A 25,416-nucleotide genomic window follows, 5' to 3' on the forward strand; every position below is an offset into this window, starting at 1 on the left:
CTAAGCCTGCGGCACGAGAATCAATTCTGCCACGAAGGTTGATGCTCGTGCGACTCAGCTGCCCGGGCAGCGCAGAACTGTACCTATTCTCCCAGCACCTCAAGGGCGTCAAGCCATTCGACTTCGAGAGTTTCCCGTTCGCCGGCCAGGTCCAGCAGCTTCTTGTTGAGGCCGGCGAGCTCGTCAAACTTGCCGGCGTCCCCGGCGCCGGCGGTCATCTGGGCGTGAATTTTGTCCTCCTGCTGTTTAAGCTTGCCCAGCTGGCGGTCGATCCGGTTTTTGGCTTTGCGGGCGTCGCGCTTTTGGGCTTCCGAGGGTCCCTCCGCGGCGGGGGTGGAACTGCCGCTGGCGCCGGTGACGGGGTTGCCGCCCCCGGTGATGGTGGAACCGGCCAGAGCCGACTCGCGCAATTCGAGGTACTGGTCAACGCCGCCGGGCAACCCGCGGATCTTGCCGTCGCCCAGCAGCGCCATCTGGTGATCCGTCACGCGCTCGAGCAGGTAGCGGTCGTGGCTGACCACAACGAGGGTGCCGGGCCAGCCGTCCAGGACGTCTTCGACGGCGGCGAGGGTGTCGGTGTCGAGGTCGTTGGTCGGCTCATCGAGCATCAGGACGTTCGGCTCGCCGACAAGCAGCCGGAGGAGCTGGAGGCGGCGGCGTTCCCCGCCGGAGAGGTCTTTGACCTGGGTCCACTGCTTCTGGTTGGTGAACCCGAGCTGCTCGACGAGCTGGCCGGCGGTGAATTCCTTCCCGCCCACGTTGAAGGATCTTTTTTCGCGCTCGATCACTTCAATGACGCGCAGGTCCGCGACGTCATCGAGCTCCTTTACCTCCTGGGTGAGCACAGCCGTGACGACGGTTTTACCGCGTTTGACCTTGCCGGAACTCGGCTCGATTTCGCCGTTGAGCAGTTTCAGCAGCGTGGTCTTGCCGGCACCGTTCACGCCGACGAGTCCCAGCCGCTCCCCCGGCGCGAGACGCAGGGTGATGTTGTCGAAGAGCTTTTGTCCGGCGTCCCCGCCGAGGAAGTCCAGGGAGACGTTTTCCAGGTCCAGCACGTCTTTGCCGAGCCGGGCCGTGGCCATCTTGCTGAGCGCCATCGAGTCGCGGGGTTCGGGCACGTCGGCGATGAGCGCGTTGGCGGCTTCAATCCGGAATTTGGGCTTGGCGGTCCGGGCCGGGGCACCGCGGCGCAGCCAGGCGAGCTCCTTTTTCACGAGCTGCTGGCGTTTGCTTTCCACCACGGACGCCGAACGGTCACGTTCTGCGCGGGCGAGGACGTAGGACGCGTAGCCGCCGTCGAACGGGTCCACGATGCCGTCGTGGATTTCCCAGGTCCGGTTGCAGACCTCGTCGAGGAACCAGCGGTCGTGGGTGACGACGAGAAACGCGCCCTGGTTGGCGCGCCAGCGGGTCTTCAGGTGCCGGGACAGCCAGGCGACACCCTCGACGTCGAGGTGGTTCGTGGGCTCATCAAGCATGATGACGTCGTGGTCTTCGATGAGCAGCTTCGCGAGTGCGACGCGCCGTTTCTGTCCGCCGGAGAGGGCGTGGACGTTGGCGTGCCAGTCGACGTCTGAGACGAGGCCGCCCATGACTTCGCGGATCTGCGGATTCGCGGCCCATTCATAATCGGCTTTGTCACCGACAATCGCCTCACCGACGGTGAGGTCGCCGTCCAGCACGTCACTCTGGTCCAGGTAGCCGGTGTTGACTTCACTGCGCTTGGTCACCCGCCCGGAGTCGGGGCTGGCACGCATGGCGAGCAGACGCATCAGGGTGGATTTGCCGTCGCCGTTACGGCCCACCATGCCGATCCGGTCGCCCTCTTCCAGACCGATGGTAATGCCGTCGAGGACGGTTCGGGTTGCGAACGAGACCGTGAGGTTCTCGCCGCCGAGCAGGTGTGCCACTGGGAACTGCTTTCTTCGGTATCTACGGTTAAGAACTATTAAAGGAGCGTATCGGAGATGATGCGGGCGCCGTGCACCGGGCCATGGACTGCCAGTGCGTCCAGGCCGTGGTGGCGGAGCTCCTCGGCGAGGCCGGCCGCCGCGGCCGGCCCGTGGGCCAGGAACGCGACCGTCGGTCCGGAGCCGGAGACGATGCCGGCAATTGCGCCGCACGATTCGCCCAGTCCCAGGGTGTCCCGAAGGCCGGGGGCGAGTTCGATCGAGGCCCGCTGCAGGTCGTTGACCAGGACCCTGCTGAGTGCGTCAGCGTCCCCGTTGCGCAGCGCCGTCAGTACGCCAGGGTCGACGGCGGTGGGCTCCTGGACCGGCAGCCTTTCGGCTGCACGCAACCGGTCCAGAGTCCGGTAAACCTCGGGGGTGGGCAGCCCGAAGCCGGCGGTGACGAGGACCCAGTCCGTCTGCGCCTTGACGAGGGCGGGCGAGAGTTCATCGCCGATCCCGAGCCCGACGGCGGTCCCGCCAAGGAGCGAAAACGGCACGTCGGCGCCGAGTTCGGCCGCCAGGTGCGCCAGTTCGTCGCGGGAGAGCCCGCTGTTCCACAGCGCGTCGCAGGCGAGCAGGGTGGCGGCGGCGTCCGCCGATCCGCCGCCCATGCCGCCGGCTACGGGCACCCGTTTGGTGATTTCCAGGTGGACGCCGGTGGAATGCTCGGAGACGTCGGCCATGATGGCGGCGGCCTTGTACGCGAGGTTGCGTTCATCGAGGGGGATGTCGCTGCCCTCCAGGTCCAGAGTGCTCGCCGGGCTGATGCTCACGGTAATCGCCCCGGTGCCGGTACTGGTGGCGGCAACTTCTTCATAGAGTGAGACGGCGAGGTAGACGCTGGCGACGGAATGGTATCCGTCCGGCCGCAGGGGCCCTACATCGAGTGAGACGTTGACCTTGCCGGGAGCTTTGACCCGGACAGTCCTGGCGGCAAAGCGCTCTCTCACTGCGTTCATGGCTCCACGCTATTCCATGGCGGGCCCGGCTCCAAGCACGGCGCGGAGGCGGCACGGGGCCAGGGCCCTGCAGGACCCGGGAGCCGGGAGGAATCAGGCGTCCGCGGCGTTGCGGGCTTCGGCGATCCGGGCAAAGGCCGCGATGTCAATCACCTCGCCGCGGGCGGTGGGGTCCACGCCGGCGGCACGCAGGCAGCGTTCAGCCTCGGCCGCGTTGCCGGCCCAGCCGGCCAGCGCCGCGCGCAGGGTTTTGCGGCGCTGCGCGAAGGCGGCGTCGATGACGGCGAAGACCTGCTCCCGGGTGGCGGTGGTGACGGGGGGTTCGCGGCGGGTAAACGCGACGAGTCCGGAGTGGATCTTCGGTGCCGGCCAGAAGACGTTCATGCCGATGACGCCGGCCTTGCGCATCCCCGAGTACCAGGCGGCCTTGACCGAGGGCACACCGTAGGTCTTGGAGCCGGGTCCGGCCGCGAGCCGGTCGGCAACCTCGTCCTGGACCATCACCAGTCCGTGGCGAAGGCTGGGGAAATGCTGGAGCAGGTGCAGGACGACCGGGACGGCGACGTTGTAGGGCAGGTTCGCCACGAGGGCGGTCGGCTCCACCGGAAGCTCGGTGACCTTCATGGCGTCAGCAAGGACGAGGTGGAAGTCCGCTGCTTTTCCGGGGCGCCAGTGGTTGACCGTCGCGGGGAGCTTCGCCGCGAGGACCGGGTCGATTTCGATGGCGACGACGGATCGCGCGGCGTCCAGCAGTCCCAGGGTCAGGGATCCGAGGCCCGGGCCGACTTCGAGGACTGTCTCATCCGGGTGGATGTCCGCAGCGGCGACGATTCGCCGGATGGTATTGCCGTCAATAACGAAGTTCTGGCCCAGGGTTTTCGTCGGCCGGACGCCGATTTCCTCGGCCAGCCGTCGGATATCCGAGGCGCCCAGGAGCGGTGCGGGCGCATTTCCGGGCGCGGCCGGGGTCGGTTCATTCACCTAGGTATCCTATCCCGTGCGTCTGACCTGTCAGCGGCTGCGTCCGCGACGGACGCTACCGCAGACCGTACGCCGAGCGGACCGGTCGCCCGCCGGACAGGGAAAGGGCCGGGCCCGGAGGTCCGGACCCGGCCCTTGGCCGCGCTTTGTTGGCGGGTGCTCCGCTAGCGGGAAGCTGCCCAGCCGCAGCCCCAGGGCTGGAGTCCGCGCTGGGCGTAGACCCGGTTGGCGATGTCGATCTGCTGGGCCTTGGTGGCCAGGCTGGCGTTCGGTGCGTAGGCGCCGCCGCCGGATCCGAGCCATGTCCGGACGTCGAACTGCAGTCCGCCATAGTAGCCATTGCCGCTGTTAATGGACCAGTTGCCGGTGGACTCGCACTGGGCGATCTTGTCCCACATGGCAACGTTCATCATTGCCGGGGCCCCGGCGCCAGTGTTGGCGGCGGGCTTGGGCTTTTCCTTGGTGCCGACGGTGACTTTCTGGGTGACCGGCTGTGCGCTGACGGTTTCGGAGACGAGGGTGCGGGACGCTTCCCGTCCGTCCACGAGCACCAGCTTGAAGCTCTTGACGGTGGTGCCGGCCACGCCGGCCTGGGTCACGGTCTTCTCGCCCTTGAACAGTTCGGCGCTTTCGGTGGTCAGCGTTTCGTACGCGACAGGCTCGGTGGTGTCGGCGGTCTGGCTGGCGTCCACCCGGGAGACCTTGATGACCATGTCGTTCACAACGGGGGCGTTTCCGGGCTGGGAGGAGCGGTCACTGGCACCCAGCGACAGGCCTGAATCGTCGAGGACCTCGGAGACGGTGGCAGCGGTGGTGGTGGTCGTGGTGGCGTTGCCGTCTGCAACGACGCTCACGGTCTTCGGAGTGGAAATGGCCACGAACGAACCTGTTACGGCGAGCTGGGCTTCCTTCGGCACGGAGACCTCGGAGGCGCTGGCGACGCCGAGTTCGGTGACGAGGCCTTCAACGGTTGGCGACGTCGTATTGATGGTCCGTTCGGCACCGTCCAGGCTGACTTTGACGGCTTTGGCCAGGTTGACGTTGATAACGGAGCCGTTCCGCACATGGGAATCCACCGAGGGGGAAACCCGGTCGGAGGGCTGCAGTTCAACTTTGGCACCCTTGATGACCTGGCCGACGGTACCGCCGAAGGACTGGACGGAGCTGACCTTTCCGTCGACGTTGAGGGTGACCGTCTTGTTGTTGCCGACGAAGGCAACCAGGCCCAGCACGAGGGCCACGAGGACCACCAGCTGTGAGCCGATCTTGACGGAGCTGATCTTGCCATCCGATGTGAAGAACTTGACCACAGATTGTCCGTTTCTCTTGGACCATCCGGGCACGGGGAAAAGCGGACACGGCGGCCGTCAACACCCCGGGGCGCCGCTTGGAAGCGGGTCCGGCCGTTAGCGGCCGCTGCATGCACTGCCATGTCTGCGACAAGCCGCACCACAACAAGAGCGCGCATCTGATTTAACTGCCTCGATGCACGCCCTGCTGAAGTGAAACTCTCCGAAGGCCTTCCCCGACCCCGGCTACTAGTTGACCACTGTAACCGTAGCGTTATAAAGCAACCAAGATATTGTGCATACCCAGTATGCTGTTGGGTGCCTCAGGCCACTGCCGTCAGGCCCACGTACCGTACGCCCGCTCGGTATTGCCGGCGATCTGCGCGCACAGCCCGGAGAGCTCGGAGCCTGTCAACTCGGCCATGGCCCGTACCGTGTAGGGGACCATATAGCTTGCGTTCGGACGACCCCGGAACGGGTGCGGTGTGAGGAACGGCGCATCCGTCTCGACCAGGATCCGCTCCGGATCCGCGATGGCCAGGGCTGCCCGCAAATTTGAGGCATTCTTGAACGTCAAGGTCCCGGCGAAGGACATGTACCAGCCCTCGGCGTTACACGTCCGCGCGAGCTCCGCATCACCGGAGAAGCAGTGAAACACAACGCGTTCGGGCGGCCCTTCCTCCCTCAGTACCTGCACCACATCATCGTGGGCGTCCCGGTCGTGGATCTGCAGAGTCAGGCCGAGCCGCTTGGCAATGTCGATATGGCGCCGGAACGAATACCGCTGGTGGACCAGGCCCTCCCCCTCGGTCCGGAAAAAATCGAGTCCAGTCTCGCCGATGGCCCGGATCCGCGGGTGCGAGGCCAGCACCTCAATCTCGGACAGTGCATCCTCGAGCTCGCCGCGCAGGGCGTAGCGGGGAGCGTCATTCGGGTGCAGCGCGACGGCGCCCAGGAGCCGCGGGTCCAGATCGACGGCCTGCACGGCAAAGCGGGACGACTCAAGGTCGCACCCGACCTGCACGGCACCCTTGACCCCGACGGCTTCCGCAGCGTCAAGGGCGTCCTTGATTTTGACGGCCACATCGGCGTCGGGGAAATCAAGATGGGTGTGGTTGTCCATCACGGGCACGGGGAGCGGCTCCGGAGCGGGGGGATACCCGTGGCGCCCGGTTCCGTTGCTGCCGGGCGCACGGAACGGCGCGGGGGTAAGGGAATTGACCATCCGTCAAGCCTAACTGGGTCGAAACTGAGATTTGCTGCCTGTGCACTGTCGGGTCCGGCCCTGGTCTTAGTACTCTGGTAGGAACGCAGGCGAACACCTGATGAAGGCGCCGGTAGCCGTTGCCGGTCGCTCCCGGGATCCGCCAGGGCTGAAAGGCTGCCGATGGACTACCAGCGCACTTCTCTAGACGAAGTCCTCACCGAAGGCCAGGGCCTGCGGCCGGTCCCCGACGACGCGTCGGACAGGACGGGACGCAGGCCTGCGCCGCATGTGCCGCCCGCCATGGACAGCGCCGCGTTCCACGCGGCCAGCACCCGGATCCTCGCGTCCATCAATACCGTGATCGACGGCAAGGCAGACGCAGCCCGGATGGCGCTCACCGTGCTTCTGGCACAGGGCCATCTGCTCGTCGAAGATGTCCCCGGCGTCGGCAAAACGCTGCTCGCAAAAACCCTGGCACGCAGCATCCACGGTTCCGTGAGCAGGATCCAGTTCACGCCGGATCTGCTGCCCTCCGATGTCACGGGTGTCTCGATTTACAACCAGGCGTCCCGGACGTTTGAGTTCCGTCCCGGGGCGGTGTTCGCCAACATCGTGATCGGGGATGAAATCAACCGCGCCTCAGCCAAGACGCAGTCGGCCCTGCTGGAGTGCATGGAGGAGCATCAGGTCACCGTTGATGGCTGTTCCTACCAATTGGACGAGCCATTTATGGTGGTCGCGACGCAGAATCCCATCGAGATGGAAGGGACGTATCCGCTTCCGGAAGCGCAGCGGGACCGGTTTATGGCGCGCATCTCGATGGGCTATCCGGACCGGGAGTCGGAGCTGCAGATGCTCGAAACGCACCAGGCGATATCGCCGCTGACGAAGGTGACCGCCGTTGTGACGGCGGCGGACGTGGCAGCCATGATTGCGACCGTGCAGCAGGTCTACGTGGCACGCTCGGTCAAGGAATACACAGTAACCCTGGGGCGCGCCACCCGCGAAAGTCCGGTGCTCCGGCTCGGCGCCAGTCCGCGGTCCATGCTGCAGCTGCTGCGCGCCGCCAAGGCCACGGCTGCGTTGGCGGGCCGGGACTTCGTCGTGCCCGACGACATCATCAGCGTCGCCGAAGCTGTGCTGGCGCACCGGATCATCCTCGAACGCAAGGCCGTCAGCAGCGGCGAGACGGCCGAAAGCATTATCCGATCAATCCTGGTCTCCATTCCGGTCGACCAGGCGAGCACGGCCGGTTCGAGCGGCTGGCGTGCTGGGCGGGAGAACGCCGCAGGCCTTGCTCCCGTGCCGAAACTGCCGGGCCCCCGCCTAGGTATCTGATCGACGTGGCATTGATGGACCGTTTCCCGCGGCACGTCTTCAGCTCCCGGGGCTGGGGGCTGCTGGCGGCCGGAGCGCTGGCCTTGCTGGCTGCCCACATCACGGGGCGGCGTGACCTGCTGGCTTTGGCAACCCTGCTGATCTTCCTGCCGCTGCTGGCCCTGGCCGGAACGCGGCTGCTCCGGCCCCAGTTCCGGGTCTACCGGGAATTCAGTCCCTCGACGGTCGAGACCTCAGCCAGGTCCACCGTGCGCCTGGCCGTAGCCAGGAGTGCTGCCGGATCCGGACACGCCCTCATGGAAGAGCGGCTGCCGCCCAGATTCGGCGAATCCCCCGCGTTCCGGTTCCCCTCACGCTCCAGCCTCGGCGGCACCAGCTACTACGAATACCACCTGCGCTCCCGAAAACGCGGGCAGTTCCTGATCGGGCCGGTGACGGCCGAGATCAGTGATCCGTTCGGGCTCGCCCGCCGCCGCCAGGCCATCGACGACGGCGATCTCCTGACGGTAACCCCCGCCGCCGTCGACCTGTCCCCCACGGGGCTGGCAGGTGCCCGCGGGTACGACGGTGCCACTCCGACACGGGCGGGAGCGAATCCCAGCAATGACGACATCATGACCCGCGAATACCGTCAGGGCGACCCGATGCGCCGCGTCCACTGGCCGGCGACTGCACGTCATGGTGCGCTGATGGTCCGGCAGGAGGAATCCGTCGCCACTCCGGAAGCGACGATCATTATGGACCAGCGGCGGTCCGCGTACCCGGACGGCGGACCGTCCCCGCGGCCAGGTGCACGCCGGTCCGGCGACCGCGGCGGCCACGAACCGGTCACCTGTGACGCTTTCGAGTGGGCAGTTACCGCGGTTATGTCCGTCAGCGCGCATCTCTCCGGACGAAACTACAAACTGCGCTGCCTGGATGTCTCGGGATCACCGGCCTTCCTGCTCTCGCCGTCGGCCCCGGAGCCAGCCGCTGAGGAATATGCCGGCGCTTCCGGGCTCCAATCCGTCGCGGAGAGCCTGGCAGCCATCCAGCTCTCCGGAGCGCCGCCGCACCGCCGGGACAATACGACAACCCCCGACCCCGTCACCGGCGTACCCGTCACCGGATCCGGGCCGTTGCCTTTTGACGACAGACTGATGGACAAGCTCGCTGCCCACCGCCAGCGCGGGCCGATCCTTGCGGTCACAGGAATGCTGACGCTGGCTGAAGCCCGCGCCCTGTCGCCCGCGGCCGGCCTCGGCGCAAATGCCTTTGCCATCGTGATCACGGACGGCACGCCGGATACCGACGCCGTTCTGGACGCCCTGCGGCTCGGCGGCTGGCGGGCAGTCGCCGTCACCGCGGCCACTGCCCTGCCGTCCGCGTGGGCTGCCTACGACGAGGACACGGCCGGCGCGCCGGCTGCGGCCGGCCAGCGCGGCGCCGGTGACCGGCGATGACACTGACCCCGCAGCGCACAGGCACCGGGCCGGCGCGGGCCGGCGCGGAAAATTCGACCGTCCTGGCCCCCGGTGCCCGGCCGGTTCCGGCCGGGCCGGGCATGCAGCCATGGGTGATGGGCATCTCGGTTGCAGTCGCCGTCGCCGGTGCAGCGCTTGGACTCAACGGGGTGCTGCGCGGCTGGATCTGGTACTCACCGGTGCTGACGACGGTCATTGCGGTCACCTTCGCCATGGCAGCCCTCAGGTCACTCCGGCTCCACAGCGTCCCGGTAGCAGCCGGCGGCTTGGCGGCGCTGGTCATGGTCCTGACGTTTACGTTCTTCCGCCAGCACAGTTTCGCGGGATTCATTCCATCCGGCGACACGATGACCCAGGTGGGAAGATTTCTGCGCAGGGCCAGTGAAACGGTGCTGGCCGAAAGCGCGCCCGTGGCCCCGAACGCGGGCATCGTTATGGTGGCCTGCGCTCTCCTGGGTCTGCTGGTCATCCTCATTGATTCACTGGCCTTCCCGCTGGCCTCGCCCGCAACCAGCGGCATCGGCATCCTGGCCATCCTCGTGGTTCCGGCGATCATTAAGCCGCAGAGCGCCGGGGTGGCGGGTTTCGTGGGCGCGGCCGCCGGCTACCTGCTGATCCTGGCCTGCAGCCACTGGTTTGCGCCCGATACCCGGACCGGCGCCGACAACGCCCGGACGCCGGGCCAGTTCCGCCATGCCACAGTGGCCGGAGGCCTGGCCCTGACCCTCACGCTGCTCGTCCAGCCGCTCATTCCGGGCTTCGACCGCGGCTCTTTCCCGCAGGGTTCAAAGCTGAATCCGTTCGGCGTGGCGAGTGGCCTCAATCCCATGATCACTCTCGGCAACAGCCTGCGCAGCCCCGAAGGCGGTGGCCGGATCACCTATGCCACCAACGCGCCCACCACCCCCTATCTTCGCTCCGTCACCGTCGATACGTTCGACGGCGAGGCCTGGGCGCCGGATGACCGGGAGCCGACCCGCCGGCCGGGGACGGGCAGGATGGACTCCGGCCTCGACTCGGCCCCCGCCGAACTGCGGGTTGTCACGGCCATCAGGACGGGCCGGTTCACGAGCCCCTACCTTCCCGTCCCCTACGCCCCCGAAGCCGTCAACGGACTCACCGGACGCTGGAGCTGGGATCCTGCCACGCTGAGCATCCGGGGCATCGATACCGATACCCGCGACCAGCAGTTCGTCGCCATGTCCGTCACCCCGCAACTCACTCCGGAACTGCTGGCCCAGTCCGGCGGGCCGCCCCAGGGAGTGGCCGAACTGTTCGTCCGCCCGCCTGCCAACGTCCCGGACGTCGTGCGGCAGACCTCCGCGTCAGTCGTCGCCGGGTCCTCCACCCCGTACGCCCGGGCAATGGCGATCCAGCAGTACCTGCGCTCTGCCGAGTTCAGGTATTCCCTCGAGTCCCCGGTACAGGGCGGCTACGACGGCAACGGGATGTCCGTCCTGGCGGACTTTTTGGCCCAGAAAAGTGGCTACTGCATCCACTTCGCCTCGGCGATGGCTGTGATGGCCCGGCTGGAGGGAATCCCCAGCCGGATCGCGGTGGGCTACGCCCCGGGGCGGCTCACCGGCGCTACGGTGTCCGTTGCGGGGCAGGGTCCTTTGCCGGAATACGAGGTGGACGCCCGCGACGCCCATGCCTGGCCGGAGCTGTATTTTCAGGGCGTCGGCTGGGTCGCGTTCGAGCCGACCCCTTCGCGGGGCCTGGTACCGGCCTATGCTTCGGTCCCCACGGGATCCGGCGGCGCCAGCACCAATGAACCAAATGACCTGATAATCCCGGCGGACCAGGAGACCCGGGAGCCCGCAGCCCCACTGGGTCCCGTGCCGCTTCCGGGCGTCGCAGCTCCTGCCGGATCCGGCGTGAATCAGGTCTCCGAACACTTGGGCACAGGCGTGGCGATGCTCCTCATCGTGCTGCTGGCGGCGCCCCGGCTGGCGCGCGAGGGCATCCGCCGTCGCCGGCTCCGGGCCGCAGGGTCGCCCGCCCGGCCTGCGCCCGCGCTGCGTGCCTGGGCGGAACTTCGGGATCTTGCCGCCGACTACGGCGTGGTGGCAGGGGCCGGGGATACGGCGCGGCGGTTCGTGGAACGACTGCTGGCCTCGGGGCTGCTCGGGGCGCCGGAGAGGATGGATATGCCGGGCCAGCAGGCCGCGGTGTCCCTGCGGCTGGACTTCGAGAATCAGGAATATGGCCGCCCGTCCCCTGTGGCAGCGCCGGGATCAGCTCCCGCCGGCAGTGCCTCCGCGGCAACCAGGATCGCGCTGGTGCGTGCCGCACTGCGGTCCACCGCGAAGCCCCTGGTGCGGCTCCGTGCGGAGCTGTTTCCGCCGTCGGTCATCGCGGCCTGGCGACGGTCGGCTGCGTCCCCGTTCCGGCCGCTGGCGCAAACGGCACGGCGCACCGTGCGTGGCGTCGCGGATACCGGGTTAGGGATCCGCGACGCCGTCCGCAGGGTGCGCCGGGGCTAGCGTCGGGCCGGGCTGGCAGGTGTTGCTAGCCTGCGTACGGGTCGGCGATGCCGATGTACTGGGTGTAGAGGTATTCCTCGATGCCTTCGAGGCCGCCTTCGCGGCCCAGGCCGGACTGTTTGACGCCGCCGAACGGGGCCGCGGCGTTGGAGACGACACCGGCGTTCAGGCCGAGCATGCCGGTTTCGAGGCGTTCGCCCATCCGGATGCCGCGGTTCAGGTCGCGCGTGAAGACGTAGGCGACCAGGCCGTACTCGGTGTTGTTCGCGAGCCGGACGGCTTCGTCCTCGGTGTCGAACGTGATGATCGGCGCGACGGGTCCGAAGATTTCCTCGGACAGGATCCGGGTGCCTTCGGTGACGCCTTTGAGAATGGTCGGCTGGTAGAAGTAACCGGGGCCGTCGACGGCGGCACCGCCGATGACCGCGACCGCACCGGCGGCCACTGCGTCGGTGACGAGCTCGTGGACCTTGTCCCGGCTCTTGGCATCGATCAGCGGGCCGACCTTGGACTCGGCTTCGGTGCCGCGGGCGGTCGTCATGTCCGCCATCTTCGCGGCGAACTTCTCCGCGAACTCGTCGGCGAGGGACTCGTGCACGATGAACCGGTTTGCCGCTGTACAGGCCTCGCCCATGTTCCGCAGCTTCGCGAGCATGGCCCCGGCGACGGCGGCGTCGATGTCGGCGTCCTCGAACACCACAAACGGGGCGTTCCCGCCGAGTTCCATCGAGGTCCGCAGGACCGTTTCGGACGCGTCGGCGAGCAGCCGGCGGCCCACCTCGGTGGAACCGGTGAAGGAGAGCTTCCGGAGCCGGGAATCCTTGATCAGCGGCCCCGTCGTGGCGCCCGCGGTGGAGGTCGGGATGAGGTTCAGGACACCGGCGGGAAGCCCGGCCTCCATCATCACCGCGGCGAACAGCTGGGACGTCAGCGGGGTCAGGTTAGCGGACTTGAGCACCATCGTGCAGCCCGCGGCCACGGCCGGGGAGACCTTCCGGGTTGCCATCGCCAGCGGAAAGTTCCATGGGGTAATCAGCAGGCACGGGCCGACCGGCTTCTTCGTCACCAGCAGCCGGGACTTGCCGTCCGGGGACACCGAGTACCGGCCGAAGGCCCGCACTGCCTCCTCCGAGAACCAGCGCAGGAATTCCGCACCGTAGGTAACCTCGCCGCGGGCCTCGGCCAGCGGTTTGCCCATCTCCAGGGTCATCAACAGCGCGAAATCCTCGGCGCGGGCCGTGACCAGCTCAAAGGCCCGGCGCAGGATCTCGCCCCGTTCGCGGGATGGAACCTTCGCCCAGGACTCCTGCGCGGCGGCCGCCGCGTCCAGGGCTGCGGCGCCGTCTTCGGGTCCGGCATCGGCCAGGCTCAACAGCACCCGGCCCGTCGCCGGATCCTCCACATCAAAAGTCTTTCCGGACGCGGCCGGACGCCACTGCCCGTCAATCAGCAGACCGGTCGGCACAGAGGCCAGCAGGGCGCCCTCGCGCTCCGCGGTAACAATGGGCTGGGCAGTAACAGTCACAACGACTCCCTCGTCAGCAATACGGTTCGAACTCGGTTTTCAACGCCGCGCAGGCCCTGCAGGATGGCACTGCACGCGCGGTGGGATTACTGCCACGCTACTGCCGTCTTCTCCGGCACGTCTATGCAAGGCCGCACTACATCGGTATGGCTTCTGTGTGCAGTTGCACAGTGGCTGCGGGGGGAAGCATGTCCCGGTCCTGGCGGTCCTGGGACGGGGTAGGTCAACGCGCGGCGAGGACCGCGGCGTAGAGCTCCCGCTTGCTGACCCTGGCGTCGTCAGCCACGGCAGCGACGGCTTCTTTGAGCCGGATTCCCTGCGCGATCAGCCCGTTGACGGCGGCCACGTGATCCTCCGGCCGCCCCGGCCCCGCGCTCGGGAGCACCGCCCACGACGACGGCAATCTCGCCGCGCACGTCGTTGGTCTCAGCCCACTGCAGCAGCTCCCGCAGGGTGCCGCGGATGACTTCCTCGTAGGTCTTCGTCAGTTCCCGGCACACGGCGGCACGGCGGTCCGCGCCGAAACGTTCGTGCAGCGCCCGAAGCATCGGTTCGAGCCGGTGCGGGGCCTCGAAGAACACCATAGTGCGGCGTTCAGCGTCAAGGTCCGCGAGCCGGGTGGTCCGTTCGCCGGCCTTGCGCGGCAAAAAGCCTTCGAAGCAGAAGCGGTCGGTCGGGAGCCCGGAGAGCGCCAGTGCCGTCAGGACGGCAGACGGTCCGGGGGCGGCGGTGACGGTCAGGCCGGCGGCCACCGCACCTTCGACGAGGCGGAAGCCCGGATCCGAGACAGACGGCATCCCGGCATCGGTCACCATGACCAGGGTCTTTCCGGACCTGACCTGCTCCAGCAGTTCGGCGGTGCGGGACGCTTCATTGTGCTCGTGATAGCTGATGATCCGGCCTGCCACTGTGACGCCGAGGGTCTGGACCAGCCGGTGCAGCCGCCGGGTGTCTTCGGCCGCGACAATGTCCGCCGTCGCCAGCAGCTCGACGAGCCGGGCCGAGGCGTCGCCTGCGTTGCCGATGGGGGTGGCCGCGAGAACGATCCGGCCCGGGCCCCCGGGGGACGGAACGACGCCCGGCAGGGCGACGGCGGACCCGGCCGTGTCCGCGGGGCCTCCGTCGTCGGCGGGAAGGATTCGGGAGGTGCTCGGTTCTTGGTCCACACGACCAGCCTACTGCGGGCGGGAGTGTCCGGCCGCAAAAGGTAGCATGGGCAACGTGACGCAGACCCCCGCCCAGGCGCCCGAGGCCGCAACAGTACCGCCAGCCCTCACCGGCGGGACAGCGGTCGTAACCGACACAGGCCGCGCAGACGACTCAGCCCGCGCCGGTCGTCGCCTGGGGCGCCGTTCCGGGACCGGCCCCGGCAACCCTGCCGGGACCGGCACGCGCAGCAGCGCCGGACGGAATCTGGAGGGACACCAATGGATCGCCCGTCCGGCGGAGGCCTTCACCCCTGCAGCCCTGCGCCACCGCCTGATCGGCGGTATCCAGAGCTGGCGGGACTATCCGGCGTCACTCCGGCTGTGGTTCTGGCTCATCCCGGCCCTCACTGCCGGAATTGGCGGCATACTGCGCTTCGTCCGGCTGGACACCCCGCGGAGCCTGGTCTTCGACGAAACCTACTACGTCAAGGACGCCTACTCTTTCCTGGTCAGCGGTTATGAGCGAAGCTGGCCGGACAAAGCCAACGATTCCTTCATCGCCGGCAACCCGGGCGTGCTGCTGGACACCCCCGAATATGTGGTGCACCCGCCGGTCGGCAAGTGGATGATCGCGGCTGGGATGTGGCTCTTCGGCCCGGACAACGCCTTCGGCTGGCGGTTCGGGGCGGCGCTGACCGGGACGTTGTCCATCTTCCTGTTGGCGCTGATCGCACAAAAGCTGTTCCGTTCCCTGGCACTCGGGGCGGTGGCCGGTGTATTGCTCGCCGTCGACGGCCACCACCTGGTGTTGTCCAGGACCTCCCTGCTCGACATCTTCCTGATGTTCTGGCTGCTGGCGGCCTTCGGCGCGCTGCTGCTGGACCGCGATGACGGCAGGCGCCGCCTCGCGGAGCGGCTCGGCCGGCAGGCCGCGGCGTCGCCGGCTGGGCACCCCTCCGGGCTGCAGCTGACGGCCGGCCCCTGGCTCGGAATCCGGTGGTGGCGTCTCACGGCCGGGGTCTGCCTGGGCCTGGCCGTCGGCACCAAATGGTCCGCCCTGTTCTTCCTCGCCGCCTTTGGCCTGCTCGCCGTATTCTGGGACCTGAGCGCGCGCCGGATTGCCGGGGTCCAGGCCTGGATCAGCGGCGGCATCCTCAAAGACGGCGTCGCCGCTTTCCTGGCCATCGTGCCGGTGGCCGGCATCACCTACGCCGCCACCTGGACAGGCTGGTTCCGCTCGACGGATGCCTACTTCCGGCGCTGGGCGGAGTCAAACCCCTCCGTCGAGTGGGGCTGGCTGCCGAACTCCGTCCGGTCACTGGCCCACTACCACCTCGAGGCCTACACCTTCCATCAGGGTCTCGGCTCCGATCATCCCTACGAAGCGAGCGCCTGGAGCTGGCTTGTGATGGGCCGGCCGACGTCCTTCTACTATGAGTCTCCGGAGCGGGGCACCCCGGGCTGCGGCATCGACAACTGCACCACGGCAATCCTGTCAGTCGGCAATCCGCTGATCTGGTGGAGCGCGGCCGCCTGCCTGGGCATCATTTTGTTCTGCTGGGCCGGCCGGCGGGATTGGCGTGCGGGCGCCATCCTCGCCGGGGTGGCCGCGGGCTACCTCCCGTGGTTCATGTATCCGGAGCGGACCACGTTCTTCTTCTACGCCCTGTCCTTCGAACCGTTCCTCGTGCTGGCCCTGGTCTACTGCCTGGGCCTGGTGCTCGGCCGCCGGACGGATCCGGCATGGCGCCGCCGCTCCGGACTGTACCTCGTTACGTTGTTCGTTGTGACGGCCGTTCTTGTCTCGGCGTTCTTCTACCCGGTCTGGACCGCGGAGGTCATCTCTTACCAGGACTGGCGTTTCAGGATGTGGATGCCTTCCTGGATCTAGGGCAGGATGGCAGGAGACCTCCGCCGCCGCCCGGGCGGCCCGGGAAGGGAGACTCCGTGTGAGAGAAGCAAGTACCGCGCTGCTCGCGGACCTGGATCCGGACAGCAACGTCACGGACCTGCTGCTTGAGCAGCATGCCAAGGATCCCGCGCATTCCCTGTACGCCCGCATGCACTCCGGCGGCTGGACCAACGTCACGGCACGTCAGTTCCTGAACCAGGTCACCGCCCTGGCGAAGGGCCTGATCGCCGGGGGCATCACCCCGGGCGAAACGGTGGCCGTGATGTCAGGCACCCGGTACGAATGGACCGTTGTTGATTTCGCCATCTGGTTCGCGGGCGGCGTGACCGTCCCGATTTACGAAACCTCCTCAGCCGGCCAGGTCGAATGGATCCTGCACGACAGCGCCGCCCGGCGTGTCTTCGTCCAGGACCGCGCCAAGGAAGGCCTGGTCCGGGGAGTGCTGGACGCCTCCACACTGCTGGCCGACACTCTCGTCTCGGTCGTCCGGATGGACTACGAAGGCGACGCCCCTAATCTGGCGAGCCTCGCTGCTGCCGGCAGCGGCGTGGGCGACGGCGAACTCGAACGCCACCGGTCGACGGCGGGATTGGCCGATGTTGCCTCCCTGGTCTACACCTCGGGAACGACCGGCCGGCCCAAGGGCTGCGAGATCACCCACGGCAACTTCGCCCTGGTCGCCAAAAACATCATCCTGTTCCTGCCCGATGTGCTCCTGCCGAACGGCGCCCGGACACTGATGTTCCTGCCGCTGGCCCACGTCCTGGCCCGGGCCGTCCAGATGATCTGCCTGAGCGCCGGGGTGACGCTGGGGCACACCGCCAGCGCCAAGGATTTGCCCGCGGATTTTCGCAGTTTCAAGCCCACCTTCCTCCTGGTGGTGCCGCGGATCCTTGAGAAGGTCTATGCAGGCGCCGGGCAAAGGGCCGCACTCGCGCGCCGGGGCTGGCTCTTCGAGGCCGCCGCAACCGCCGCCGTCAGCTATTCCCAGGCCCTGGACGCCGCCGCACGGGGCGCAGGGGCTGGCCCCGGACTGATGTTGCGGGCCAGGCACGCGGCTTTCGCCCGCGTGGTCTATCCGAAGCTGCAGCAGGCCTTCGGCGGGCACCTGCGCTACACCGTGTCCGGAGCGAGCCCGCTGCGGTTACACGAGGCTCATTTCTTCCGCGGTGCCGGGATCCCCGTGCTGGAAGGCTACGGCCTCACGGAGACCACGGCGCCGTGCACGGCGAACACCCCCGCGCTGACCAAGGTCGGCACGGTGGGTATCCCGATCCCCGGAACCACCATCCGGGTCACGGACGACGGTGAAATCCTCGTCAAGGGAATCGGTGTTTTTAAGGGATACCATGCCGATCCGGACGCCAACGCCGCGGCCTTCGTCGACGGATTCTTCCGCACCGGAGACCTCGGCTTCCTGGACGCGGACGGCTTCCTGACAATCACGGGGCGGAAGAAGGACCTGCTGGTCACCGCCGGCGGGAAAAACGTCGCTCCGGGCCCGCTCGAGGAAAAGATCCGGGAGCACCTGCTGGTCGGCCAGGCGGTCGTGGTCGGCGACGGCAGGCCGTTCATCGCCGCCCTGGTCATTCTGGATCCGGAGGGCCTGGAGCAGTGGTGCGCCAGGCACGGGCATCCGGCGATGAGCCGCGCCGAAGCGGCGGCGAACGAAGCCGTCCGGGTCGCCGTCCAAGGGGCCGTCAATGAGGCGAACAAGTTGGTAGCCCGGGCGGAGTCCATCCGTAGTTTTGTCATTTTGGACGCTGACTTCAGCGTCGAATCGGGCTATCTGACGCCGTCGCTCAAAGTCATGCGGGACGCCGTCGTTCGGGACTTCGGCGCCCACATCGAGCGGATCTACGGCTAGGCGCGGCTGTTGCTCTCCTGGGCTTCCGCCTCGGCGGACGCATCCCCGTTCCGGGGTGCCTCCGTGGCGGAAGCGTCCTTCGCGAGGTTGCGCCGTTTACGTGTCGGCCACGTCAGGACCGCGGTGAGCACCGCCGCTGCTAGGACCAGGACACCGATCACGATCCCTGCATCCACCCAGAACTGGCCCGGGAATAGCCGGATCAGGGTGTCCTGCAGGGAGAACGTCCAGGTGCCGCTGGCGAAGAAGACACTATGGAAATCAGCAAAGAACTTCTCCCAGCCAAGGGAGGCCAGCACACCGAGGCCAATGATGATCACGAGGGTCGCGATCGAGCCGGCGAACAACCCGCGGCGCACTCCCCCGGGGCTGCGCCGGCGCAGGTAGATCATGGCGACGACGCTGAGCAGGATCAACACGAAGCCTGCCGTGAAGGCGGACAGGATCACCAGCTTTACGTCGGCCATGTGGCTGACTTCACCGGCGGTGAAGAGGTTGTCACCGCTGCGGTTAACAAGCTCACCCAGGTAGCGGGCTCCGGACCAGTTACTGAGATAGTCCACCGCGTAGGAGCCGTACGTCGTGCGGTCATCGGTACTGAAACCGTACCCGTCGCCCGGGAAGCCGGGGCGGTTGTACTCCACCCAGAGGAACAGCGGACTGGTCACAGCACGGACCGCAAGGACCAGCAGGATGACCGGGTAGAAGACCGCGAGCAGTACCTGCATGACGCGCGGGGCTACGGGCTTGGCCTTGGCCGCCTGCTCGCGCTCCGCGTTCCGGCGCTCAACTTCTTCCTGGGGAGGGCGGACCTGCAGTGCCGATGTCCGCGACGGCTCGTTGTCGCTGGTCCCGCGGCCCGCCCCGGCATCCCCGGAAGCGGCCTCTGCCGCTTTGCGGACAGCACGCGAGTCCGGTTGCTTCCACGCTGCCGGCGGAACCGGCGGAACCGGCGGTGCGGGCTGCTCCGGATGTGGCGGTACCGTACGGCCCGGAGACTCCTGTGGCGCGCGGCCCCCAGCGTCACGTGCCGAAACGGGGTCTCCCGCCGAAGCAGCGTCACGTGCCGAAGTGGCGTCCCTTGCCGAAGCAGCGTCACGTGCCGAAACGGGGTCTCCCGCCGAAGCAGCGTCACGTGCCGAAACGGGGTCGCCCGCCGGATCGGAGTGCTGCCCGGAACGGGTCTCGGGCACCGGGCCGGCGGTGCCGTCGCCGGCTTTCGTGGCCGCAGGGGCCGGCTTCATCCAGTCAAATGCGGGCTCGTCGCCGTCGTCGGTCGGATCCAGCAGAGGATCCTGCCGGTCGGGAGGGGTGGGACTTGTTTCAGTCACTTCAGCTTCGCTTCCGTAGGATTACACGCAGCCGGGTCTGGGCCCGGCACCGCAACTTATCTGTTTCCGAGCCTACCGTCAGGGTGTCGCACCCGGCGAAGAGCCACCCCGGGAGGGACCTCCCAATCGTATTAATGCCCCCCCTGCGGCGTGCGGGGACCGGGCCGGCCGGCCCGCGTGCACGCAACAGCCAACGGCTCAATTGGCGTACTCCGCCCACGGGATGTTCCAGTCGCCGAAGCCGTCATCGAAGTGCGCGAACTCCCCTTCGGTGTTGACAACCTGGACGACGTCGCCGGTGGTCATGTTGTTAAAGACCCAGGCGGCCCGGTCAGCAGTCATGCCGATGCACCCATGGGACACATTGGTGTTTCCGATATAGGGCATCGCCGAGTCAAGGGCCTGGTGGATATACACGCCGCTTGGCGTCAGCCGGAAGGCGTACTCCACGTCGACTTCGCCATAGTTGGCCGGGTCCCCGGGTTTCAGGCCGATGCTGGCGGCGACGAAGCGGTCATAGCGGCGCTTTTCCATCAGGACCAGGTAGCCCCGCGCGGACGGAAAGCGCTGGTCGCCCATGGTCACCGGCCAGGTGCCGGCCGGAACGTCATTGATGCTGACGGAGAAGGTGTGCGCGGAAGCATCGGCGACTGCCACTTTCTTGTCGCCGATATGGATCGTCACGGTCTTGTTGAAGTTTCCAATCTGGCCGTTGCCCAGTTCCACACCGAACATCTTCATGTCCATCGTGATGGTGCTGTTTGCGGCCCAGAAGGTCTCCGGCCGGTAGCGGACCATGCGGTCGCTGAACCAGTGGAAGTCGCCCACCTGGCCGGACGTCGAGGTGATGGTGAGTGCTTTCTCCACAATGTCCCGGTTCAGCACGGGTTCGCTGAAGACGACCTGCAGGGGCTGCGCGACACCAACTTTCATGCCGTCCAGCGGGTAAATGGCCGCATCGGCCTCATTGGCGGCGACCACGGTAGTGAACGTTCGGGTACTCTGCGTCGTCCGTCCTACGGTGTCCGCGACGGTGTACGAGTAGGTGTAGCTGGTATCAAACTTCAGGGTGCCGGTCGTGGTCCAGACGGTTCGATCGGCGCTCAGCAGACCCGGCACCCTGTCGCCGGTGGCGCTCGTCAGGGCGGCACGGTCGACGATTCCGTTGGTGACCGTCAGGGAGACGGGCGCGGCGGGGTTGACCTCAGTGGCACCGGCGGCCGGTACAACGGCTGCCTCTGCCAGGGTGGTGTCCGCGTCCGCGGAGCCCGGCAATCCAACAGCCGACTCGACGCCGCCGCTAGCCTGGTCCGGAGCGGGGACCCCGAAGGCGCCGCAGCCTGTAGCCAGCGCGCAGACAAGCCCCAACAGGGCGATGTTACGGCCGGCTTTGCGGCGTACGGATGCCATCACAGGTCCCGCGCTATTCCATGCGTCATCCTGCCAGCATAGGCGAATCGGGCACGACATCCGGGCGCTTTCCGGCACGATCCGGTTACAAAGCGGGGCCCCGGACCGCACGTCTTACCGCGGTCCGGGGCCCCGTCGTCACCTCAGGCGCGGTACTGCGGCCACGCCGGCCCGGGTAGCCGCGGGCTCCTAGTAGCGGTAGTGCTCCGGCTTGAACGGGCCGGCCACGTCCAGGTCCAGGTACTCGGCCTGCTCCTTCGACAGTTCGGTCAGTTCCACGTCCAGGGGGCCAAGGTGGAGCCGGGCCACCTTCTCGTCCAGAATCTTCGGCAGCACGTAGACCTGCTTTTCGTACTCGCGTTCGCCCTCGGGCTGGTCCCGCTTGGTGAACAGCTCGATTTGCGCGATCGTCTGGTTCGCGAAGGAGTTGCTCATCACGAAGGACGGGTGGCCGGTGGCGTTCCCGAGGTTGAGCAGCCGGCCTTCCGACAAGACGATGATGGAGCGTTCCTCCGGCGTACCCGCGCCGAAGACCCACTCGTGCACCTGGGGCTTGATCTCGACCTTCGTGACGCCGGGGATCCGGGCCAGGCCGGCCATGTCGATTTCGTTGTCGAAGTGGCCGATGTTTCCGACGATGGCCTTATCGCGCATACCGGCCATGTGTTCGGCCATAATGACGTCTTTGTTGCCGGTGGTGGTGATGAAGATGTGGCCCTCGCTGAGGACGGACTCCAGCTTTGCCACCTGGTAGCCGTCCATGGCTGCCTGCAGCGCGCAGATCGGGTCGATTTCGGTCACGATGACCCGCGAGCCCTGGCCGCGGAGGGCTTCGGCTGCGCCCTTTCCAACATCACCGTAGCCGCACACGACGGCGACCTTGCCGCCCATCAGTACATCCGTGGCGCGGTTGATGCCGTCCGGCAGGGAGTGCCGGATGCCGTACTTGTTGTCGAATTTGCTCTTGGTGACCGAATCGTTGACGTTGATCGCCGGGAACAACAGTTTGCCCTGCTCCGCGAGCTGGTAGAGACGGTGCACGCCCGTGGTGGTTTCCTCGGTGACGCCAAGCAGCCGGGAGCCGATCCTGGTCCACTTCTGCGGATCCGCCTCCAGCGATGCGCGCAGGACGCTGAGGAATACGGTGCCTTCCTCGGACTCGTCGGCGGCGGCGTCCGGGACTGCGCCGAGGGCTTCAAATTCGGCGCCCTTGTGAACCAGCATGGTGGCGTCTCCGCCGTCGTCCAGGATCATGTTCGGGCCGAGGTCCGGATTGGCGTCCGCCCCGGGCCAGGTCAGGATCTGCTCGGCCGTCCACCAGTATTCCTCAAGCGTCTCCCCCTTCCAGGCGAAGACCGGGACGCCCTGCGGATCCTGCGCGGTTCCGTTGCCCACTACGACCGCGGCGGCGGCCTCGTCCTGGGTGGAGAAGATGTTGCAGGAAGCCCAGCGGACGTCCGCGCCGAGAGCGGTGAGCGTCTCGATCAGAACTGCGGTCTGGACGGTCATGTGCAGGGAGCCGGCGATGCGCGCGCCCTTGAGCGGCTGGCTGGGACCAAACTCTTCGCGCAGGGACATCAGCCCGGGCATTTCGTGCTCGGCGAGGCGGATCTGGTGCCGCCCTGCCTCGGCCAGCGCGATGTCGGCAATCTTGTAATCGAAAGTCATCTGAATCCTTTGTTCTAGCCGGCTGGTGTGCCGGTGACCATGAAGTACTTCGGTGCCGCAATCGAAACCGATGGGCCGGGGCGGCGCGATCGTGGTGCGGGCTAACCTGCTGCCGGTGCAGCGTCGTGCCGGTCGGACGGGGCTGCGGCGGCCGCAGCGAGCAATTCGGGCGGGAGCAACAGCGGAATGCCGTCTTCGATGCTGTAGCGGAGCGTCTTTCCCGACTCGTCGGCTGCGGCGGAGACAAGCTCTTCGCCGTCCTGCTCCAGCGGTGAACCGGTGACCGGGCATCTCAGAACGGACAACAGGTCGGGGCTGAGCTTTGGCATAGTGGACGCTCCCTGATGGGCGCCACAACAGGCGCCCGTGGCTGACGGACAGTGCAGTTCCCAGCCTACCGTCAGTTGCGGGCTTACGAAGGCTCGCGCAGCACGCGCAGATGCCCCCGTCGGGCACCTTCGGCAGGCGCCGGAGCCTCCAGCGCGGGATGCAGGGTGCGCTGGCCTTTTGCAGGGTCCGCAGCGGGTGGTCGGGAGGCAGCCTCACGGACGGCATTGGCGAGCGCAAGCAGATCGTCGGGGCCGGGGCCGGCGGGAGTTGCCGGCATCGCGAGCCGCAGCACTTCCCACCCGCGGGGGACGGTCAAGGACCCGGCATGCTGGTCACACAAGTCGTAGCAGTGCGGTTCGGCATAGGTGGCCAGGGGCCCCAGCACGGCGGTGGAGTCGGCATAGACGTACGTCAAGGTCGCTACCGCAGAATTGCGGCAGGCTGACCTTGAACAAAGACGAATTGCACCCACGACATCACAGACTACTCCTCCCGGCAGCCAGGACCGCGCATTGAAACGCCGGATGTCCCGGCGGGCCCTGCACTTGGCCGCGCCCGGCGCAGCGGGATGGGTCGTATCGCGTAAACCAGCCGCCGGGTTTAGAGTCAAGGTATGCAGTCATCGCCCCATGAATCGGGTTTTACGGTCCGGATGGCTGACCCCGCCGCCGGACCCACAGCCGCCGGTTCCGCCGCCGCGGCGGTCGGCTCCGCCCGGACGGCCACGGGAAAGAGCTTCCGGCAACGGCGCCGCAACCGCCACGGAAGGGGGCTCCGCGGCGAACTCATGCTCCCCGCCCTGCCCGCCTACCGGACCCGGTCCGACCGGTTCGATGATCTGGTGCTGGATTCCGCCCAACGATTACATGACATCTGGGGCAAGCCCCTGGACGGTGTCAGGTTCGCCGTCGACGAAATCCCGCCGGGCCTCGAGCAGCTTGTGGCGGACCGCGCTCCCGCACCGATGGGCGCTTTTGCGCCGGCGACCCCGGAGGAAGGCCCCGTCATCACCCTGTACCGCAGGGTCGTGGAACAAGGCTCCAGCAGCAGGGAGGAGCTCCCGGACCTCGTCCACGATGTCGTGGTCGAGTACACCGCCGAAATGTTGGGTGTGCCACCGGAGTCCCTCGATCCGGTCTACCGCCGACGCTACTAGGGGCCCAGCCGCTAGTAGCCGAGCGTCACCGGAATCTGTTCCTGCCCTCCGGCTTCCGGGGCGACGGTGAGGATCGAAATATCCTGCGTGCCGTCCTGCAGCAGCAGCACAGCCCCGTAGGCGGGGTCGCCCGCCGCCGACACGAGGTAGCCGACCACCGGGGAACCCCCAACGTCTCCCGGGACCTGGACGAACGTCGTGGTGCCGCCGGCAATGTCCACAGCCGCCGCCGCCCCGATCACACCGTCTGCGGTGATTGGCGTGTAGGAGATGGTGGTCCTGCCCTCGGGTGCACCGAAGACAAGGCGCCGGTCCCCCGTTGCCGGTACCGGAACCACGTGCTGGCTTCCCAGCCGGGCCGCAGCCGGGGACCATGCAATGTCGATGGCGTCGTCGGCGCTGAGCCCACGGGTCGAGCGGGCGGCGGCAGCAAAGGAAACGTCCGAGCTCGCGGCTACGGTGTACAGCCCGGCCGGCACACCCTGCAGCGACACCTCGGTGACTGATCCGGCCTTTACCGTAATCACACCACCGCCCGGCAGCGCCCTTCGGCCGTCCCTGCCGTAGAGATTGATCTCGACCACGGCATCGGCGGTGCCCGGAACAGTCAGCTGGAGGGCCGGCGCGGCGTCGGCGTAACCGGGGCCGGAGGTAAGCCCGGCAAGGGCCTGGGGATCCTGGACTTCGAGCCCGGTGATCACCTGGCGGATCGCAGGGGCGGCACCCGGAGTGATGAAGTCGACGCCGCCGGGCGTGAGTCCGCGGAGCACACTTTGCTGGATGTGGGCCGCGACGGGGCCACCATCACTCTGCACCCTGACGCTGAGCCGTTCCTGGCCCGGCGCCAGGCCACCGAGGATGATGGCGCGGCTGGTGCCCGGGCCCACCAGCAGGCCACGGCTTCCGGGGGCCTGGATTTGTCCGGCAGCGCCAAAGAGCTCCAGGCTGACGGTGGCCGGGGTGCTGGAGGGATTGCTGAGATTCAGGATGGCGGACCGGCCGAGGGCGGTGTTCGCACCGACCAGCCAGAGGTCGTTTCCAGGCCGTTGGCAGGAGGCCGCGGCGGAGCCACGAAGATCCCCGTCGGCAGCGGCATAGCTGACGACTGCTCCGGCCGCGGGCTGGCGGTTGTCCAGCGGCTCGGCGCTGAGGGCACTCACGTCACTGACGCCCAGCCCGGCCACGACGCCGGCACGCAGCACCGGGGTGCCGGTCGCAGGTTCGGTGGCATCAGCCGCCGGCTCCGGGGCGATTTCAGTCAACGGGCTGCCGCCCAAGGGTGCCAGCCGGCTGGCCGGGACGACGCCCGAGTCCGAGCTGAGCACAACGGCATTGAGGCTGGTGGCCGCAGTGGCGGACTCCGGGCTGAACTGGGGATCGGTACCCACCGG

Annotated in this window: 18 protein-coding genes and 1 pseudogene; 6 read left to right on the top strand and 13 right to left on the bottom strand. The window is 67.6% G+C overall.

Going from position 1 to position 25,416, the window contains the following annotated elements:
• Positions 1-83: 83 nt before the first annotated feature.
• The 5 genes from KY499_RS06695 to KY499_RS06715 all read right to left on the bottom strand — a co-directional run bounded on the left by KY499_RS06695 (position 84) and on the right by KY499_RS06715 (position 6,409).
• Positions 84-1,913, bottom strand: coding sequence for an ABC-F family ATP-binding cassette domain-containing protein (locus KY499_RS06695; RefSeq protein WP_123255253.1), 1,830 nt, complete (start codon positions 1,911-1,913; stop codon positions 84-86).
• 38 nt (positions 1,914-1,951) lie between these two features.
• Positions 1,952-2,914 (bottom strand): 4-(cytidine 5'-diphospho)-2-C-methyl-D-erythritol kinase, encoded by a 963-nt coding sequence (locus tag KY499_RS06700; RefSeq protein WP_123255252.1) that lies wholly within the window; start codon positions 2,912-2,914, stop codon positions 1,952-1,954.
• 93 nt (positions 2,915-3,007) lie between these two features.
• Positions 3,008-3,895 carry a 16S rRNA (adenine(1518)-N(6)/adenine(1519)-N(6))-dimethyltransferase RsmA gene (gene rsmA, locus KY499_RS06705; protein WP_219886590.1) on the bottom strand — a complete coding sequence of 296 codons (888 nt, stop codon included), beginning with the start codon at positions 3,893-3,895 and terminating at the stop codon, positions 3,008-3,010.
• A gap of 164 nt (positions 3,896-4,059) precedes the next feature.
• Complete coding sequence (locus KY499_RS06710; RefSeq protein ID WP_219886591.1) at positions 4,060-5,205, bottom strand: resuscitation-promoting factor; 1,146 nt, start codon at positions 5,203-5,205, stop codon at positions 4,060-4,062.
• Positions 5,206-5,521: 316 nt separating this feature from the next.
• Positions 5,522-6,409 carry a TatD family hydrolase gene (locus tag KY499_RS06715; protein ID WP_123254362.1) on the bottom strand — a complete coding sequence of 296 codons (888 nt, stop codon included), beginning with the start codon at positions 6,407-6,409 and terminating at the stop codon, positions 5,522-5,524.
• Positions 6,410-6,571: 162 nt separating this feature from the next.
• On the opposite strand from KY499_RS06715, the gene KY499_RS06720 reads away from it, so the two are divergent.
• Genes KY499_RS06720 through KY499_RS06730 form a run of 3 tightly spaced genes read left to right on the top strand, consistent with a single transcriptional unit; the run spans position 6,572 to position 11,678 of the window.
• The gene (locus KY499_RS06720; protein WP_219886592.1) at positions 6,572-7,729 is read left to right on the top strand and encodes a MoxR family ATPase; all 1,158 of its coding nucleotides are present in this window, start codon (positions 6,572-6,574) and stop codon (positions 7,727-7,729) included.
• A gap of 5 nt (positions 7,730-7,734) precedes the next feature.
• Positions 7,735-9,171, top strand: a complete 1,437-nt coding sequence (locus KY499_RS06725) for a DUF58 domain-containing protein (protein WP_219886593.1) — start codon at positions 7,735-7,737, stop codon at positions 9,169-9,171.
• Positions 9,168-11,678, top strand: coding sequence for a DUF3488 and transglutaminase-like domain-containing protein (locus KY499_RS06730; RefSeq protein ID WP_219886594.1), 2,511 nt, complete (start codon positions 9,168-9,170; stop codon positions 11,676-11,678). The genes KY499_RS06725 and KY499_RS06730 overlap by 4 nt, the downstream gene beginning before the upstream one ends.
• A gap of 25 nt (positions 11,679-11,703) precedes the next feature.
• On the opposite strand, the gene KY499_RS06735 is transcribed toward KY499_RS06730, so the two are convergent.
• Positions 11,704-13,203 carry an NAD-dependent succinate-semialdehyde dehydrogenase gene (locus KY499_RS06735; RefSeq protein WP_123254358.1) on the bottom strand — a complete coding sequence of 500 codons (1,500 nt, stop codon included), beginning with the start codon at positions 13,201-13,203 and terminating at the stop codon, positions 11,704-11,706.
• Positions 13,204-13,426: 223 nt separating this feature from the next.
• Positions 13,427-14,288, bottom strand: a pseudogene (rsmI, locus tag KY499_RS06740) (16S rRNA (cytidine(1402)-2'-O)-methyltransferase).
• A 127-nt stretch (positions 14,289-14,415) separates the two neighbouring features.
• Between rsmI and KY499_RS06745 the strand changes: the two are divergent.
• Both KY499_RS06745 and KY499_RS06750 read left to right on the top strand, forming a co-directional pair.
• Positions 14,416-16,242 (top strand): dolichyl-phosphate-mannose--protein mannosyltransferase, encoded by a 1,827-nt coding sequence (locus KY499_RS06745; RefSeq protein ID WP_375141125.1) that lies wholly within the window; start codon positions 14,416-14,418, stop codon positions 16,240-16,242.
• A gap of 58 nt (positions 16,243-16,300) precedes the next feature.
• Entirely contained in the window at positions 16,301-18,130 is a 1,830-nt protein-coding gene (locus tag KY499_RS06750; protein WP_219886595.1) for a long-chain fatty acid--CoA ligase, read from the top strand.
• Here the strand turns inward: KY499_RS06750 and KY499_RS06755 are convergent.
• The 5 genes from KY499_RS06755 to KY499_RS06775 form a co-directional block, all read right to left on the bottom strand.
• Positions 18,127-19,461 (bottom strand): TIGR01906 family membrane protein, encoded by a 1,335-nt coding sequence (locus KY499_RS06755; protein ID WP_258190996.1) that lies wholly within the window; start codon positions 19,459-19,461, stop codon positions 18,127-18,129. The genes KY499_RS06750 and KY499_RS06755 overlap by 4 nt on opposite strands.
• A 198-nt stretch (positions 19,462-19,659) precedes the next feature.
• A complete protein-coding gene (locus KY499_RS06760) occupies positions 19,660-20,871 on the bottom strand; it encodes an Ig-like domain-containing protein (protein WP_123254356.1) in 1,212 nt (403 codons plus the stop codon).
• A gap of 189 nt (positions 20,872-21,060) precedes the next feature.
• Positions 21,061-22,539 carry an adenosylhomocysteinase gene (ahcY, locus tag KY499_RS06765; protein WP_219886596.1) on the bottom strand — a complete coding sequence of 493 codons (1,479 nt, stop codon included), beginning with the start codon at positions 22,537-22,539 and terminating at the stop codon, positions 21,061-21,063.
• 101 nt (positions 22,540-22,640) lie between these two features.
• A complete protein-coding gene (locus KY499_RS06770) occupies positions 22,641-22,868 on the bottom strand; it encodes a Trm112 family protein (protein ID WP_219886597.1) in 228 nt (75 codons plus the stop codon).
• A gap of 83 nt (positions 22,869-22,951) precedes the next feature.
• A complete protein-coding gene (locus tag KY499_RS06775) occupies positions 22,952-23,341 on the bottom strand; it encodes a DUF3499 domain-containing protein (RefSeq protein WP_123254353.1) in 390 nt (129 codons plus the stop codon).
• A gap of 141 nt (positions 23,342-23,482) precedes the next feature.
• On the opposite strand from KY499_RS06775, the gene KY499_RS06780 reads away from it, so the two are divergent.
• Positions 23,483-24,025 (top strand): metallopeptidase family protein, encoded by a 543-nt coding sequence (locus tag KY499_RS06780; RefSeq protein ID WP_123254352.1) that lies wholly within the window; start codon positions 23,483-23,485, stop codon positions 24,023-24,025.
• 11 nt (positions 24,026-24,036) lie between these two features.
• Here KY499_RS06780 and KY499_RS06785 read toward each other — a convergent pair whose 3' ends face one another.
• Positions 24,037-25,413 carry a DUF5719 family protein gene (locus KY499_RS06785; RefSeq protein ID WP_308813082.1) on the bottom strand — a complete coding sequence of 459 codons (1,377 nt, stop codon included), beginning with the start codon at positions 25,411-25,413 and terminating at the stop codon, positions 24,037-24,039.
• Between the last annotated feature and the right edge of the window lie 3 nt (positions 25,414-25,416).

This window comes from Arthrobacter sp. PAMC25284 (assembly GCF_019443425.1).
Taxonomy (GTDB): domain Bacteria; phylum Actinomycetota; class Actinomycetes; order Actinomycetales; family Micrococcaceae; genus Arthrobacter; species Arthrobacter oryzae_A.

Coding starts and splice junctions, on each gene's coding strand:
- KY499_RS06700 (WP_123255252.1), bottom strand. CDS start 2,914: ATGAACGCAGTGAGAGAGCGCTTTGCCGCCAGGACTGTCCGGGTCAAA.
- KY499_RS06715 (WP_123254362.1), bottom strand. CDS start 6,409: ATGGTCAATTCCCTTACCCCCGCGCCGTTCCGTGCGCCCGGCAGCAAC.
- KY499_RS06720 (WP_219886592.1), top strand. CDS start 6,572: ATGGACTACCAGCGCACTTCTCTAGACGAAGTCCTCACCGAAGGCCAG.
- KY499_RS06730 (WP_219886594.1), top strand. CDS start 9,168: ATGACACTGACCCCGCAGCGCACAGGCACCGGGCCGGCGCGGGCCGGC.
- KY499_RS06745 (WP_375141125.1), top strand. CDS start 14,416: ATGGGCAACGTGACGCAGACCCCCGCCCAGGCGCCCGAGGCCGCAACA.
- KY499_RS06760 (WP_123254356.1), bottom strand. CDS start 20,871: ATGGCATCCGTACGCCGCAAAGCCGGCCGTAACATCGCCCTGTTGGGG.
- ahcY (WP_219886596.1), bottom strand. CDS start 22,539: ATGACTTTCGATTACAAGATTGCCGACATCGCGCTGGCCGAGGCAGGG.
- KY499_RS06770 (WP_219886597.1), bottom strand. CDS start 22,868: ATGCCAAAGCTCAGCCCCGACCTGTTGTCCGTTCTGAGATGCCCGGTC.
- KY499_RS06780 (WP_123254352.1), top strand. CDS start 23,483: ATGCAGTCATCGCCCCATGAATCGGGTTTTACGGTCCGGATGGCTGAC.